Genomic DNA, 14,453 nt, shown 5'->3' with positions numbered 1-14,453 from the left:
GGCCCTGTGACGAATGGCTGTGAACGGCAACAAGCGGCAACGAACAGCGACGAACGGCACGAACGCTGACGAGCGGCGTCGAACCGCGCTCGTCGCGCAGGGAGCGACGTCCGTCATGTTCACCGCCGTTATGCATGCATGTTAAGTAGCGGTGACATCGCAGTGTCAACGAATGTGCGAGAAGCCGCCCTGTTATGCCCGGAGATGTCCGTCAGGGGTGGGCGCGCGGAGGCTTGGGGTTACCTAACACGCAACTAGGGAAAGGAGATTGGAGAAGGAGACGGGAGGTCAGTCCTCGCGCGCGACGGACTCCAACTCGCGCGCCAGCCGCGCGACGGCCCGGCCCGGCGTCTGACGCCCCGCCATCGCGTCGTGCACCACGGCCTGCACGACCAGGCTCACCTGGTCGTACCGCGGGCTCTTGGGACGCGGTTCGGCCGTCAGGACGCTCCTGCGCAGCGTCGGCAGGTACGGGAAGGCGCGGACCAGCTCCGGATCGGAGTACAGGTCGGCCCGCACCGGCGGCAGCGAACCCTCGGTGAGCACCCGGCGCTGCACCGGCTCGCCGGTGAGGTACGCGATGAGGTCGTTGGCCGTGTCGGGGTGCTCGGAACGGACGTTGACCGCCAGGTTGGAGCCGCCCAGCACGCTGACGCCCGGACCGTCGGGCCCCGGCAGCGGCACCGCCCCGAACCGCCCGGCGACCTTCGAGTCCTCGCCGTTCGCCTGGGCGTACACGTACGGCCAGTTCCGCAGGAACAGCAGCCGGCCCTCCTGGAACGCCAGCCGCGACTCCTCCTCCTTCCAGCCCAGCGCCTCCTGGGGAATCCACCCCTCCCGCACCCCGTCGACGAGGAAGCGCAACCCCTCCTCGGTCGCGGCGGAGTCCGCGGTGACCGTCGCGCCCTCGTCGCCGAGGAGGGAGCCGCCGGCCGAGTGCACCGCCTCGGTGGCGTTGGCGGTCAGGCCCTCGTACGGCAGGAACTGCCCCGCGTAGCCCTCCAGTCCGTGCTCCGGCGCGACCTCCTTCGCCAGCCGCTCCAACTCGGCCCAGGTGCGCGGGGGTTCCTCACCCTCGGCCTCCAGCACGTCCGAGCGGTAGTACAGCAGCCCGGCGTTGGTCACGTAGGGGACGGCGTAGAGGCGCCCGCCGAAGGTGGCGGTGTCCACCACCGGCGGCAGGAAGCTCTCCAGGGGGAAGCGGCCCGGTTCGACGGGGGCGATCCAGCCCGCCGCGGCGAACTCCGACGTCCACGCCACGTCGATGTTGAGCACGTCGAAACGGCCGCTGCCGGAGCGCAGGCTCGTGACCATCTGGGCCCGCGTCTCGTCCGCCGAGTCCGGCAGCTCCACCAGGGTGACCGGCTCGTCGGGGTGCGCGCGGTTCCAGTCCTCCAGCACCGGGTCGAGGTAGTCCGTCAGATCACCGGCGGTGACCAGGGTGATCGGCCCGCGCCCTCCGCCGTGCGCGGCCTGCCCGACGGACGGGGCGCCCAGACCGGCGTACCCCGCCAGGGCCACGGCGGCGGCCAGGAGACCCCTCCCCGCGGCACGCGTCCACCGCATAGGCTCCTCCCCCGTGCACCGGCCTCACCGTCGAGCACCGGACGTCCGGCCCATATATACCCGTTGGGTATGGGCGATACTAGACGCCGACCGGGCGCCGCCGACAGGTGCCCGACGGGCACCGGGCCCGGACGGGGCGGGGAGGAGGAGAGCACGCGTGCGTCTGCCGCTCCTGGCTCTCCTCGCCTCCGGTCCCGCCCACGGATACGAGCTCAAACAGGCCCTTGAGAAGCTCCTGGGCGCGGCGTACCCTCAGCCGAACGTCGGGCAGATCTACGTCACCCTGGGGCGGCTGGAGAAGGCCGGTCTGATCGAGGGCGAGGAGGTCGCCCAGTCCACCCGGCCCAACAAGAGGATCTACCGGCTCACCGAGGCGGGGCGCGAGGCGGTGAGGGCCTGGTTCGACGAGCCGACCGACGAGCCGCGGGTGCGCGACGAGTTCTTCATGAAGCTCGCGCTCGCCCCGCAGACCGGGCTGGCCGACCGGATCGCCCTGATCAACAAACAGCGCCGCCAGTACCTGAACACCATGCGAGCCCTGTCCAGGCTGGCCGCCGGCGAGGACCGGGACAACCGGGTGGCACAGCTCCTCATCGAAGGCGCGATGCTGCACCTCCAGGCCGACCTGGACTGGCTGGAGCGCTGCCAGGAGGAGTTCGAATGAGCCGTGCCGAGGCGTCCGGCGCCCCCTCCGACGCCGGACCCGTCCCCTCCGGCGCCGAACCGACCGAGCCCCCCATCGTCCGCGCCGAGGGCCTGGTCAAGACCCACCACGGCGAGGGCGCCCCGGTGAAGGCCGTGCGGGGGGTGGACCTGACCGTCGGGCGCGGCGAGTTCGTCGCCGTCACCGGCCCCTCCGGCGCGGGCAAGTCCACGCTGCTCCACCTGCTCGGCGGCCTCCAGAAGCCCGACAGCGGCAGCATCTGGTTCGACGGGACGTGCCTGGACTCCTACGGCGAGTCCCACTGGGCGGTGCTGCGCCGCCGCCGCATCGGCATCGTCTTCCAGTTCTTCAACCTCGTCTCCAACCTGACCGTCGCCGACAACGTCGAACTCCCGGCCCTGCTGGCCGGCCGGAGCCCGAAGCGGGCCCGCGCCGACCGCGCCGAACTCCTGGAGGAGCTGGGCCTGGCCGGCAAGGAGCGGAGCATGCCCGGCGAGCTCTCCGGCGGCGAGCAGCAGCGCGTCGCCCTGGCCCGCGCGCTGGTCAACCACCCCGACCTGCTGCTGGCCGACGAACCCGCCGGCAGCCTGGACAGCAAGGGCACCCGCGAGGTGCTGCGGCTGCTCTCCCGCTTCCACGCGCGCGGCCAGACCATCCTCCTGGTCACCCACGACGCCCGGATGGCCAGCGCCGCGGACCGGGTGATCAGCTTCTTCGACGGCCGCGTCGTCGACGACGCGGTGCTGGACACGGACGACGGCGCACGGCGGCGCGGCACGGGCGTGGCCGGCGTGCTCGAACTGAAGGACTGACGCGACGTGCGCGCCACCCTGCGCTGGGCCCACGCCGACCTGCGGGCGCACCGCGGCGAGGCGCTGTTCATCGTCCTGGCCACGGCCGGTATCACCGCCTCGCTGCTGCTGGCCGCGGCGCTGTTCTCCTACGCGGCCGACCCCTGGCAGCGGGTCTTCACCCAGTCCGAGGGCGCGCACGTGTGGATCCACACCCGCGCCGACGCGCAGCCGGAGGACCTGGCGGACCTGGAGGGCGTGACCGACGTCGCCGGCCCCTTCGCCACCGCCCGCGCCACCGTGGAGACGGGCGGCGCGCGGGCCGCCGTCGAACTGCGGGCCACCGGGCCCGAACCGCCCCGGGTGGGCCGCCCGCTGGTCGGCGCCGGCCGCTGGCTGAGGCCGGGCGCCGACGACGAGATCGTCCTGGACTCCTCGCTGGCCCGCGCCCTGTGGGCCGAGACCGGCGACACGCTCACCGTCCGGGGCGAGCGCGGGACGGAGCGCCGGCTGCGCGTCGTGGGCGTCGCGGACACCGCCGAACCCCGGTACGTGCCCGGCGAGCGGCCCGGCGTCGGCTGGCTGCTCCCCGAGGGCCTGCGCCTGGCCTCGCCCGCCCCCGAACGCGCCGGGTGGACCGTCGGCCTGCGGCTGGACGACCCCGACGACACCGACTTCGCGGTCCAGCGCGCGGTCACCGCGCTCGGCGCCGACCGGGTGACCGAGGTGACCCGCTGGCAGCAGGCGCGCACCGAGGCCGAGGGCGAGGGACGGCTGCTGGGACTGCTGCTCGGCCTCTTCGGGCTCGGGGCGCTGCTCGCCGCGGCGCTGGCGGTGGCCGGGGCGATCGGCACCCGGATCCACGGCCACCTGCGGGACATCTCCGTACTCAAGGCCATCGGCTTCACCCCCGCCCAGGTCGTGCGGGTCTTCCTCGTCCAGCACCTGGCCTTCGCCCTCCTCGGGGTCGCCTGCGGCGCGGCCGTCACCGAACTGCTGGGCGCCCGCATCCCCGGCCGGATCGGGGAGGCGGTGGACCTGTGGCGGCGGCTGCCCGGCCACGCCTGGACGGTGCCGGCCACCGCGGTCGGCGCGGTGCTGTTCATCGCCCTGGCCACCTCGCTGGCCGCCTGGCGCGCGGGCCGGGTGCCGCCGGTGCCGGTCGCGCGGACGGCCGCGCCGCGCGGCATGGGCCCGCTGACGTCGGTGGAACGGCGGATGCTGGGCGCGGGCCTGCCGCCCGCCCTGGTGCTCGGCCGGCGCGGCGCCTTCACCGGCCGGGCCCGCTCCCTGGCCGCCGTGGGACGGCTGGCCGTGCCGCTGATGATGATCACGGTCGCGCTGGGCGCGTGGGCGACCCTGGACCGGTTCCAGAGCCACCCCGAGGAGGTCGGCCTCCCCGCCGCGCTCACCGTGCGCGACGGCTCCTCCGCCGGCGAGGACGCCGACGGCCGCGCCGAGACCGAGCGGCTGTCGGCCGCCCACCCGGACGTCACCGCCGTCCATCCGGGCGTGGAGGTCGCGGCGCTGGTCCCGGGCCAGACCGGCACCATCACCCTGCGCGGCCTGGGCACCGACGAGCGCCCCTACCCGTTCGCCCTCGCCGAGGGACGGCTCCCGGCCGGCCCGGACGAGGCGGTGGCCGGCCAGGGGCTGCTGGACCTGCTCGACGTGCGCGTCGGCGACTGGGTGCGGATGACGGTCCAGGGGCGCCCGCAGATCCTCCACATCGTGGGCCGGGGCATCGAGCCCGAGGACGGCGGCCGGACGATCTCCACGTCCCTGGACAACCTGGACCTGGGTGAACGCGGCCCGGTCCGACCCGACTTCCACCACCTGGTGCTGCGCGACGGCGCCGACGCGGACCGGGTCGCCGCCGATCTGGTGGCCTCCTCCGACGGACGGCTGGAGGTCCGCCGGATCGCCAACCCCGCCGACGGCCTCTCCGCCATCCGCGGCGTCGTCGTCGGACTGATCACGGTGCTCGCCCTGATCGGCCTCACCGAACTCTCCACCACCGTCGGCGCGCGGGCGCGCGACCGCGGACGCGACCTGCTGGCGCTCAAGGCGATCGGCCTGACACCGCGCCAGATCGCGGGGGTGATCGTGGTCTCCACCGGCCTCACCGCGCTGGCCGCCGCGCTGCTCGGCACGGCGCTCGGCGTCCTCGCCGGCGACTGGCTGATCGACGTCCTGGGCCGAGCCGGCGGCATCGGCGCCGGCATCGCCCAGTCCCCGTCCCCCGGCACCCTGCTGCTGGTGTGCGCGGTGGCCCTGGCGGTCGCGGTCGCGGCCTCGATCGTCCCGGCCGCCCGCACGGCCCGCCGCCGCATCGCCGACACCCTCGGCGAGACGCTGTAGGGAACGACGGCGCTGTAGGAACGACATGGGGAACGACGGCGCGGCGGCCGGCGTCGTGTACGCCGGCCGCCGCGCGGGGCGGGACGCCCGCAGTCACCCCCCGCCCCCGTCCTCCCTCCCGAACCGTGCGGCCGGGAGGGAGGGAGTCAGACGCCCGCGATGGACTGGATCCAGGAGCGGTAGGCGGTCACGTTCGTGTACGCCGTGGTGGTCTGCCGGTCGCTGGTGGAGGCGACGCCGACCTGGGCGCCGTTCGCCATCATCGGACCGCCCGAGTCGCCGCCCGCGGTGATGCCGTCACCGCGCCGGGCGCAGATCGCCGAGCCGTTGTAGGCGTCGCGGCACGCGCCGGTCACGGTCACGTTCGCGACCTTCAGGTACCGGGACTGGCAGGTGGCCTCACTGCCGAGGCACGTCGCGCCCCAGCCGTAGACCTGCACGTTCTGGCCCACCGAGACCGTGCCCGGCTGCCCGAGCCGCGCGTAGGTGGTCGAGACGGAGCGGTCGAGACGGACCAGCGACAGGTCCGACGACGCGTGGTTGTACACCTGCGTGCCGTTGGCGACGGTGCCGCCGCTGGTCTGGTCGAGGCTGCCGATGCGGAACGACAACCCACCGCCGCCGACGCAGTGCTTGGCGGTGAGGATCCAGGTGGGGGCGATGATCGACGCGCTGCAGGTCTCCCTGCCGTTGGAGAACAGCCGGGCGGCCCAGGGGGCGCTCTGCGCGTATCCGCCGCCGATGATCGGCTGGGGGCCGCCGCTGCCGGGCTGCTCCTTCGCCATGGCGGCCGTGGGGGCGAGGGCGAGGACGGAGAGCAGAGCGGCTATGAGGGTGGGGATCAGCCTGGTGATGCGCAAGGCTCCTCATTTCGAAAAGACACGCGGCGTTGCGCGTGTGTTCTGTGGGGGAGCCACCAGGATTCCCGGAAACGGGCCGGTCGGGATAATGCCGATCGGCTATAACACGGGGTTATCACCCCGGCCACGGCCCCGGTCTCGACCGGCGGCTCGTCCCGGCCGTGGCAGATCCACAGCACGGGCACGCCCTCGCGCCGGCAGTACGGCCAACAGGTCCCCGTCACCCACGGTGTGGCGTCGTCCGTCCAGTCCCTGTGCGGGGTGCGAGACCCCACCGCTCCGCGCGCCGACGGTGTTGCGGGCGTGAATCCGGAGCGAAGCGCGAACACCCGTGGCGGAGGCGCCCTTTCTCCGCCGCGCGGTGCCGCTTCCGCCCTTCCACGGAGGGGGCACCACGCCGTCGAGACGAGCCGAGACGAGCGGCCATCGGCAGGAGCCAGGAGCCAGGAGCCGCGGCGCCGGCCGTGCCCGTCTTCGGCGGGGACCGGGGACCGTACTCCGAGCGATCGCGTCACCGCCCGGTGGTCGGTCCCGGACGCCGATTCGGTCGAGAGCGCGAAGCCGTCCGTGGGTGAGCGACTTCTTCCGGCCACCGGGCAGGGCGCGGTTCGTCGTGCCGCACCGCGTGGACGGCGTGCGGGAAGCGGCTCGTTCCCCCGGCGCGGTCGAGGCGCGGGTGGGAGCAGAGCACGTACCGGACGTCGTCCGGGCGATGTCCGAGGTGCTCCGGTCGCGCGTCGGCGGCGTGTGCACGAGTGAATCCCTGGGCGCCGTAGGCGCTCCGCGGGCCCGGCCCCCATACGCCTCGGCGGCTTCGGGGTCTGCCACGCGGTGGTTGACGCCCGTGTCGAACAGGATCAGCCCGTGCACGGCTGCTCGACGACGGCCACCGTCGACGGCACGGTGATCATGCCCTGTGCGCCGTGGAGGAGATCACCCTTGGGCATGGTGAGAGGTCCCGCGTTCACGGTGGTCAGGCGCGGTCCGGGAGGCATCGGCCTGGTCACCCGGAGGTCGTCCGGGCCCTCGGCCGGCACCGCGGGACGCCGGATCCGCTGCCGGCCCTGTGGGACGCCGGATCCGCTGCCGGCCCCGTGGGAGCCGCCGGCCGGACGGTCCGGGTGCGTCCGTTCCCGGCCCGCGCGGATCGGCCCCCACGGACACGTGGCGCCTACGGCTCGACGACGACCTCCTGGGCCGCCGCCGTGTCGCCCGCCAGCAGCTCGGCGTCCACCGGGACGTTCCGCTTCACCAGGGCCAGGGCGATCGGGCCCAGCTCGTGGTGGCGGGCCGAGGTGGTGACGAAGCCGAGCTGACGTCCCTCCTCCCCGTCCTTGGCCAGCCGGATCGGCGTGCCGTGGCCGGGCAGGTGCACCTCGCTGCCGTCCAGGTGGAGGAAGACCAGCCGGCGCGGCGGCTTCCCCAGGTTGTGGACGCGCGCCACGGTCTCCTGGCCCCGGTAGCAGCCCTTGTTCAGGTGGACGGCCGTGCCGATCCAGCCCACCTCGTGCGGGATCGTCCGGTGGTCGGTCTCCAGGCCCAGCCGCGGCCGGTGCGCCTCCACGCGCAGCGCCTCCAGGGCCAGCGCGCCGATCACCGGGCCGTGGGCGGCGGCGAAGGACTCCAGCTCGCCGCGCGGCAGGAACACGTCCCGCCCGTAGGGCGTCTCGCGGACGACCGCGCCCTCGGGGGTCTCGGTGATGGAGCCCGCCGGGAGGTGGACCACGGCGTACTCGGCCGTCGCGTCCCGCACCTCGACCCGGTAGAAGAACTTCATGCTCTCCAGGTACGAGATCAGCGCCTCCTGGGTGCCCGGCTCGACGTGCATCCACACCGTGGAGCCGTCGTCGACCAGGTAGAGCGCGTGCTCGACGTGGCCGTGCGGGGAGAGGATCAGCGCCTCCGTGGCGCGGCCGGGCTCCAACTCGCTCACGTGCTGGGTGAGCAGCAGGTGCAGCCAGCTCAGCCGGTCGGCGCCGGAGACGGTGACCACGCCGCGGTGCGAGAGGTCCACCAGTCCGCCGCCGTCCGCGAGCGTGCGCTGCTCACGGAAGAGGTCGCCGTAGTGCGCGGCGACGCCTTCGTCCGGCCCCTCGGCGGGGACGGCTCCGGGGAGCGACAGCAGAGGGCTCTTGTACGACATGCGACCAGCCTACGGCTCCGTGTCGTCCGCGCTCCCGCCCGTTCCCCCGCCCGTTCCCTCCGTACCGCCGGAGCCCGTCCGGGCGGCTCCCTCCGCGGCGGAGCGCTCGGCGGTGCACTCCCGGCACCGGCCGAAGATCGCGAAGTGCTTCATGTCGGTGTCGAAGCCGAACTTCTCCCGCAGCCGGTCGGTGAAACCGGCGGCCAGCGCGATGTCGGCCTCGATCACCTTGCCGCAGTCCCGGCACACCAGGTGCATGTGGTCGTGCCGGTCGGCGAGGTGGTAGGTGGGAGCGCCGTGGCCCAGATGGGCGTGGCTGACCAGCCCCAGCTCCTCCAACAGCTCCAGCGTGCGGTAGACGGTGGAGATGTTCACGCTCCCCGCCGTGCGCCGCACCTCGGCGAGGATGTCGTCCGGGGTGGAGTGCTCCAGCTTGTCCACGGCTTCCAGCACGAGCTGGCGCTGCGGCGTCAGCCGGTATCCGCGTCTGCGTAGGTCGCTCTGCCAGTCGGTGCTCACCACACGGCCAGTGTAGGAGGAGGGCCGGGAATCGCGGCGGGATCGGGCTACCGGGGCTCGACAAGGTCGGTGAACAGCAGGTCGGCCAGGACATCGCGGATCTCGGCGGTCGTCCGGGCGATCTCCGTGTGGACCCGGATCTTCTCGTCGAGCGCGGCGAGTTGTTCCCCGATGTCCCGCTGGATCCGGACGGGGGGCAGTGGGACGGGGAGGTCGCGCAGGACCCGAACGGAGATGTGCCGGATGGTCGAGCCCGTGGAGCGGGCATCGATCCAGGCGGCGGCCATCGGGGACGCGAGGTAGCTCACCAGGTACTCGGGAATGAGGAGTTCTTCCGTGGTCCGGATGCGCACCAAGTGGGTGCTGAACAACCAGTCGCGCTCCTTCTCCGAAACGAGGGCGACACGCCCCACCGTGCCGGCGCGGGTGCAGAGGACGTCCCCGGGCCTGAGGCGGTACTGCCCGAGGTCGTCGGCGAGGTCGCCGGGCAGTCGGCTGATGGCGGCGGAGGAAATTCTCCGGTTGCCGATGTCCCCCGCCCTGACCAGGGGAACCCCCTCCGTGACGTGCCGGTCGGGACGTACGGTGGCCGATGAGTGCCCGACCTGAAGGAATTCGCAAACGTCCCCGAGGGGCACCTCCCGCCACTCCGCCGGAGAGCGGTCGACCGGGTCGTTCATACGTCGTGCCTCCGCAATATCGACTCCACGAACGCGTCGATCCGGGCAGCTTCCTCGTGTAGCCGGACGAGTTTCGCGCTCAGGCGGCCGAGGGAGTCCTTTCGAGCGGGCGCGCTGTCCGTCTCGGGGACGGGGGAAACATACCGGGAGGGAGTAAGGGCGTAGTCATTGGCGCGTATCTCGTCGAGACCGACCGCTCGGCTGAACCCGGGACTTCCTCGGTACGCTCCGCCTGTTCCGCCGGAGTCCCGCCAGGCGTGGTACTCGTGGGCGATGGCGTCGCTCTCCTGCTCCGAGAGACTCCTGACCGCGCGTGTGGCCATCGTGCCCATGGCGCGGGCGGTGATGAAGAGGACCTCCTCGCAGCTTCCCGTCGGTGCTCTCAACAGCCACAACGTTACGGCGATCCCTGTGGGGAAGAAGAGGCCCGGTGGCAGTTCGACCACACACTCCACCGCGCCGTCCGTCACCATGGCGGACCGGATCTGCCTCTCTCGGCTGCTGTTGGAGAAGGTGGCGCCGGCGGCCATGACGACGCACGCCCTTCCATCGGCCGAGAGCGAGTCCACCGCATATTGGAGCCAGTCGAAGTTGGCTCTGTGAGGAGGAGGCGGGCCGTATCGCCAGTGCCCGGTGTTCCGTGGGGACTCGGGAACACGGGTGTTGAAAGGGGGGTTGGTCACCAGGAGGTCGACCTTCCTCCGTAGTGGGGCCGTGTACTCGGACGGGGTCGACGCCCCCTGCACCAGATCGGCTGGGTCGTACCCGCGCAGGTCCATACCCAGACGCGCGAGGCGGAGGGAGAAGTCCGGAGTGCCGGCTCCGCTGACTCGCAGTGGCCGTGTCCGCCCCGAGACACCCCGGGTGTCGACGATGGCGGCCAACATTTCACCGGTACGGCAGAAAGGGTCGTGCACTTCGGCCGCATCGACGGAAGGTGCCAGGAGCCTGGTCACGGTGCGGGTGATGGACGGTGGCGTGAAGAACTCGCCCGCTGTGCGAGCGGGCCCCGTCCTGGCAGCCCACTCGATCAGGTGGTCGAAGGCCGCGACGCACTCGCTCCGCTCCCCCGTGCCGTGCGTGTCGATCAGGCGGATCGCTTCGACGAGGGAACGGCCGCCCTCCTGCCAGGTCTGGAGCGTGGTGGGGGAGAGCCGTACGGGAAGGTCGGATGTGATCCGCCGGCACAGCTCGGTGGGTTCCGGGGGCGTCGTGCCGGCGGCGGCCGAGCTCAGCGCCCTCCACGCTTCGGGCCGGGAGCCACGCAGGCAGAGGAGGGCCAGCAGCATCTCGACGTGCTCGGGAGAGACCGTGCCCCCGTGTTGCGCGAGCGCTTGTTCCACGCCGCGCACCAGCGTGTCCGGAGCCGGGGCCGGTGTCTTCGGAGCCGCTTCCGCTCCCCCCTGCAGACCGGCGCGGAAGCGGTCCCCATAGGTCGTGCCGGCCGGCTCGCCGTTCTCGCGGGCGTTCGCCGGGATGGCGCGGTGGTCCAGCCAGTCCACGACCTCCGCCGCACGGAAGAGTTCCGTGCCGTCCTCCCCGGCCGAGGCGGGTCGGGGGAAGGTGTCGGGATGGCGTCGTTCCCAGTTGCTGACAGCCGGCCGGCGCACTCCGGCGAGCCGGGCGATCTCGGCTCGCGAGACGAACCTGTCACCGAGGTCGTTCATTGCGGTCCTCCTCCGGTCAGAAACGGGGCTCCGGCCCGTTCCGACGGGCGAGCACGGAGGGGAAGCGGTCGAGTGCCCGGATCTCCTTCACGAGTTCGGGGCTCATGTACCCCAAGAGCCGGTAGATCTTGGCATGGTCGGCGGCGAGGTCGCGGTGGTGGATGGGTTCGTGGTGCATGACCCGATTCCGGAGCAGCACCAGCGACCAAAGGTTGTCGTACAGCACATCACGCCTGCCGGAGTAGTGGGGAAAGGCGCGGTGGAGGGTGGGCACCCACAGTCGGCGGTCGTAGCCGCGGCTGAGGAGCGAGGCCCAGAAGCCGAAAGAGAGTTCGGCCACCACGCTGTCCGTGGGGACGGGGCGCAGACCGCGCTCCTCGCACTTGCGCCTGGCCTTGTCGATCAGGCGCCGGCCGTTGGGGTTGAGGGAGAAAGCGGCCCACCAGTCCGCTCCGTACCGCTGCTTGAGTCGGTCGTGCAGGGCGTTGCGCAACGTCACCTCAAGGCAGTGAAGAGGGCCGTAGAGAGCGGCGGACGCCTCCACGTTCCACCAGTAGAGCCGTACCGCCGTGGCGGCGTCCCCTCCCGATGCCCGCAGGTAGCGGGCCATACGGGGCTCGGAGAAGGCGCGCAGCGTCCAGTCGGGCAGTTCCTCGGCCATGGTGGTCCCCCCAGAGCAGGACTGTTTCGCACAGTCCGGTACGTAATCGGATGGTCGTGGTACGGTGATGAAGAACGCCCCTGGTCCGCCTCTGCTTGCAAGCCGCCAGGGGCACGGCTTTTCGAACCCCCGGTCGCGCCTGGTGACCGGGGGTTTTGCCGTCTTGTGCGCATGCGGGAGAGCCCTCCGCCGCAGACCGGTGGAGCACTCCACGGGGAAACGCTAGCGGCGGCGCACAGTGCATGTCAAAGAGCATTGCAGTGCTCTCTATTTGTTAACCCCTTGTCGTCGGCATGAGGAGACGGATGGCTCCCCTGATACCTGGCTTCTCCGTGCCTGGGTGGAAAGGGGCGGCGGAGACCTGCGGCAGAAAACGAGGAGCCCCGCAGCCGTCGGTGACATGACCGTCTGCGGAGCTCGGTGCTGTGAAACTGTTAACCCCTGGGGCACGGCTTCGCGCAGGCGGCGGCACAGCGGTGCCCGGAGTTCGTCGACTACTTGAAGAAGGCGATCCCGTCGTCCGGGAGGTCCTTCAGGTCCTTCGCCCACTCGCGCGGGTCGACGACCTTCTTCAGGTGGGCCGACATGTACGGGCGCAGTGGTCGCTCGGGGTCGGGGGTGGCCAGCTCGCCGACCCACATCAGGTCGCCCTTGACGTAGCCGTACAGGCGCTTGCCGCCGCTGTACTCCCCGGCGGAGGCGAGCCGGGCGACGGCGTCCGTGACCAGGTCGATCTGGGGCTTCTTCTCGGCCATCTCGCCGTACCAGACCTCGGCGACGCCCCGGTCGCGGATCATGACGACCTCGACCTTGCGGTCCTTGTCGATCCGCCAGTAGCCGGTCTCGGTCTCCAGCGGGCCGACCTTCTCGCCCTTGGAGTTCAGCTCCCAGCTGTGCGAGACGTACTCCAGGAAGTCCCGGCCGTCGTGGGAGAAGGTGACCTCCTGCCCGAAGTTGCACTGCTCGCGCCCGGGGAAGTCGGCGACGCCCGCGCCCGTCCAGTTGCCGAGGAGGAAGGCGAGGGGCACGAGGTCCGGGTGGAGGTCGGACGGGATCTCGATCATGGGGTGCTCAGACGATCTGTCGAGGGCGTGACGGACGGAGGTGGGGGGTGGGCCGGTCGTCGGGGCGGATCAGCGCTGGCCCTGGTAGAGCTTCTTCACGGTCAGGCCCATGAACGCCAGAACGCCGACACAGACCAGGACCAGCAGGGCGGTGAAGAATGCCTCAAGCACGGGAGCGCTCCTCGCTACGCACGGACGAACGGGCCGTGGACGGCCCGCCGACGAGTCTAGTCGGCCCGTGGCGGGGCGACGCTGTGAGGTGCGCCGCCCCGCCACGGGGCCGGTCGGAGGAGGCGAGGACGGAGGTCCGTCAGCCCAGGAGTCGGGCCTGGAGGATCACCGTCTGCCGCAGGCCGTCGTGCTCGTCCTCCTCGTAGAGCCCGGTGTAGTCGTCGACCGGGACCCAGCCGCCGTCGAGCGCGGGCAGTCCCTCGTCCTCCCGCGCGCCCTCGGGGGCCGGGAGCAGCAGGTCGCGCAGGTCGCCGTCCGTCCTGACCCGGCGGTCCTCCTCCGCGGTGAGCGGTTCGGGCTCCCGGTCCTTCGGCAGCGGCTTCTTCGGGTAGGACGGCTCCGCCCGGGAGAGCGGCGGCAGCGGGGTGGGGGCGCGGTCGGCCTGCACGGTGTAGCGACGGCGACCCCGGCGACGATGCCGAGCAGGGCGGCGCAGGCCGGCAGCAGGGCCGCACGGCCGGGGCGGCGCGCCGGGACGGTGGGCTCGGGAGCCGGGGCGGTCTCCGAGGTCTCCGGGAGGACGGGGGACCCGGCCCGCGGCGGAACCGGCGGCGGGGGCGGCGACCCGGGAGGCTCCGCCGGGGGCGGCGGGAACGCGGACAGGGGATCTCCTCGCCCTTCTTGTCGGCTCACCGACAAGAGGGGAGATCGGAAGGTTGTGCCCCCGCCGATCACGATCGGATTGTGGAGCGGACTACCGTGGTCGGCATGGCAGCCGATTCGAAGAAGCTCGTGATCAAGGTGACGGCCGGGGCGGACGCGCCCGAGCGGTGCTCCCAGGCCTTCACGGTGGCCGCGGTGGCCGTGGCCGGCGGGGTGGAGGTCTCGCTCTGGCTGACCGGGGAGTCGGCGTGGTTCGCGCTGCCGGGCCGGGCGGCGGAGTTCGAGCTGCCGCACTCCGCGCCGCTGCCGGAGCTGGTCGACGGCATCCTGGCGGGTGGGCGGATCACGCTGTGCACCCAGTGCGCGGCCCGGCGCGGCATCGAGGAGAAGGACGTGATCGAGGGCGTGCGCATCGCCGGGGCGCAGGTCTTCGTCAGCGAGGTCATGGGCGAGGACGTGCGGGCGCTCGTCTACTGATCGCCGTCGATCCGCCGTCGATCCGCCGCCGTGCCGCCCCGCGCCCCGTGGGGCGGCACGGAAAGGCGTTGCGGCGGGGCGTTGCGGCGAGGCGGTACGACGCGCGAAGGCCGCGCCCGACGGTGTCCAACCCTCGGGGGCGCGGCCTTCGTGTGTCCGCGGCGGG

Annotated in this window: 13 protein-coding genes; 4 read left to right on the top strand and 9 right to left on the bottom strand. The window is 72.5% G+C overall.

What is annotated here, in order from left to right; genetic code table 11:
- Positions 1-288: 288 nt before the first annotated feature.
- The gene (locus ABD335_RS04065; RefSeq protein ID WP_344320645.1) at positions 289-1,566 is read right to left on the bottom strand and encodes an ABC transporter substrate-binding protein; all 1,278 of its coding nucleotides are present in this window, start codon (positions 1,564-1,566) and stop codon (positions 289-291) included.
- Positions 1,567-1,723: 157 nt separating this feature from the next.
- Between ABD335_RS04065 and ABD335_RS04060 the strand changes: the two genes are divergently transcribed.
- From ABD335_RS04060 to ABD335_RS04050, 3 genes are read left to right on the top strand one after another with little or no spacing between them, the layout of a single operon-like run.
- A complete protein-coding gene (locus tag ABD335_RS04060) occupies positions 1,724-2,230 on the top strand; it encodes a PadR family transcriptional regulator (protein ID WP_344320644.1) in 507 nt (168 codons plus the stop codon).
- Positions 2,227-3,042 (top strand): ABC transporter ATP-binding protein, encoded by an 816-nt coding sequence (locus ABD335_RS04055; RefSeq protein WP_344320643.1) that lies wholly within the window; start codon positions 2,227-2,229, stop codon positions 3,040-3,042. Before ABD335_RS04060 ends, ABD335_RS04055 begins: the two co-directional genes overlap by 4 nt.
- A gap of 6 nt (positions 3,043-3,048) precedes the next feature.
- Positions 3,049-5,382, top strand: coding sequence for an ABC transporter permease (locus ABD335_RS04050; protein WP_344320642.1), 2,334 nt, complete (start codon positions 3,049-3,051; stop codon positions 5,380-5,382).
- A gap of 146 nt (positions 5,383-5,528) precedes the next feature.
- Here ABD335_RS04050 and ABD335_RS04045 read toward each other — a convergent pair whose 3' ends face one another.
- The 8 genes from ABD335_RS04045 to ABD335_RS04010 all read right to left on the bottom strand — a co-directional run bounded on the left by ABD335_RS04045 (position 5,529) and on the right by ABD335_RS04010 (position 13,595).
- Positions 5,529-6,242, bottom strand: coding sequence for a S1 family peptidase (locus ABD335_RS04045; protein WP_344320641.1), 714 nt, complete (start codon positions 6,240-6,242; stop codon positions 5,529-5,531).
- A 1,171-nt stretch (positions 6,243-7,413) separates the two neighbouring features.
- Positions 7,414-8,385 carry a CAF17-like 4Fe-4S cluster assembly/insertion protein YgfZ gene (gene ygfZ / locus ABD335_RS04040; protein ID WP_344320640.1) on the bottom strand — a complete coding sequence of 324 codons (972 nt, stop codon included), beginning with the start codon at positions 8,383-8,385 and terminating at the stop codon, positions 7,414-7,416.
- Positions 8,386-8,394: 9 nt separating this feature from the next.
- On the bottom strand, positions 8,395-8,907 hold the full coding sequence (locus ABD335_RS04035) for a Fur family transcriptional regulator (protein ID WP_344320639.1): 513 nt from the start codon (positions 8,905-8,907) through the stop codon (positions 8,395-8,397).
- A 44-nt stretch (positions 8,908-8,951) separates the two neighbouring features.
- Positions 8,952-9,584, bottom strand: a complete 633-nt coding sequence (locus ABD335_RS04030; RefSeq protein ID WP_344320638.1) for a restriction endonuclease subunit S — start codon at positions 9,582-9,584, stop codon at positions 8,952-8,954.
- Complete coding sequence (locus ABD335_RS04025) at positions 9,581-11,251, bottom strand: N-6 DNA methylase (RefSeq protein WP_344320637.1); 1,671 nt, start codon at positions 11,249-11,251, stop codon at positions 9,581-9,583. Before ABD335_RS04025 ends, ABD335_RS04030 begins: the two co-directional genes overlap by 4 nt.
- A gap of 16 nt (positions 11,252-11,267) precedes the next feature.
- Positions 11,268-11,912, bottom strand: a complete 645-nt coding sequence (locus tag ABD335_RS04020) for a hypothetical protein (protein ID WP_344320636.1) — start codon at positions 11,910-11,912, stop codon at positions 11,268-11,270.
- 494 nt (positions 11,913-12,406) lie between these two features.
- Positions 12,407-12,976: a heme-binding beta-barrel domain-containing protein gene (locus ABD335_RS04015; protein ID WP_344320635.1), complete on the bottom strand. Its 570-nt coding sequence runs from the start codon at positions 12,974-12,976 to the stop codon at positions 12,407-12,409.
- 310 nt (positions 12,977-13,286) lie between these two features.
- Positions 13,287-13,595, bottom strand: coding sequence for a hypothetical protein (locus ABD335_RS04010; RefSeq protein WP_344320634.1), 309 nt, complete (start codon positions 13,593-13,595; stop codon positions 13,287-13,289).
- Between the two features lie 320 nt (positions 13,596-13,915).
- Between ABD335_RS04010 and ABD335_RS04005 the strand changes: the two genes are divergently transcribed.
- Positions 13,916-14,287, top strand: a complete 372-nt coding sequence (locus ABD335_RS04005) for a DsrE family protein (protein WP_344320633.1) — start codon at positions 13,916-13,918, stop codon at positions 14,285-14,287.
- Positions 14,288-14,453: the final 166 nt, after the last annotated feature.

Source organism: Streptomyces macrosporus (assembly GCF_039533145.1).
GTDB classification, from domain to species: Bacteria; Actinomycetota; Actinomycetes; order Streptomycetales; family Streptomycetaceae; genus Streptomyces; species Streptomyces macrosporus.
Note: the sequence above shows the minus strand (reverse complement) of the source record. Positions and strands in the feature narration are given on the sequence as shown.

Coding starts and splice junctions, on each gene's coding strand:
- ABD335_RS04065 (WP_344320645.1), bottom strand. CDS start 1,566: ATGCGGTGGACGCGTGCCGCGGGGAGGGGTCTCCTGGCCGCCGCCGTG.
- ABD335_RS04020 (WP_344320636.1), bottom strand. CDS start 11,912: ATGGCCGAGGAACTGCCCGACTGGACGCTGCGCGCCTTCTCCGAGCCC.
- ygfZ (WP_344320640.1), bottom strand. CDS start 8,385: ATGTCGTACAAGAGCCCTCTGCTGTCGCTCCCCGGAGCCGTCCCCGCC.
- ABD335_RS04030 (WP_344320638.1), bottom strand. CDS start 9,584: ATGAACGACCCGGTCGACCGCTCTCCGGCGGAGTGGCGGGAGGTGCCC.
- ABD335_RS04025 (WP_344320637.1), bottom strand. CDS start 11,251: ATGAACGACCTCGGTGACAGGTTCGTCTCGCGAGCCGAGATCGCCCGG.
- ABD335_RS04015 (WP_344320635.1), bottom strand. CDS start 12,976: ATGATCGAGATCCCGTCCGACCTCCACCCGGACCTCGTGCCCCTCGCC.
- ABD335_RS04005 (WP_344320633.1), top strand. CDS start 13,916: ATGGCAGCCGATTCGAAGAAGCTCGTGATCAAGGTGACGGCCGGGGCG.
- ABD335_RS04055 (WP_344320643.1), top strand. CDS start 2,227: ATGAGCCGTGCCGAGGCGTCCGGCGCCCCCTCCGACGCCGGACCCGTC.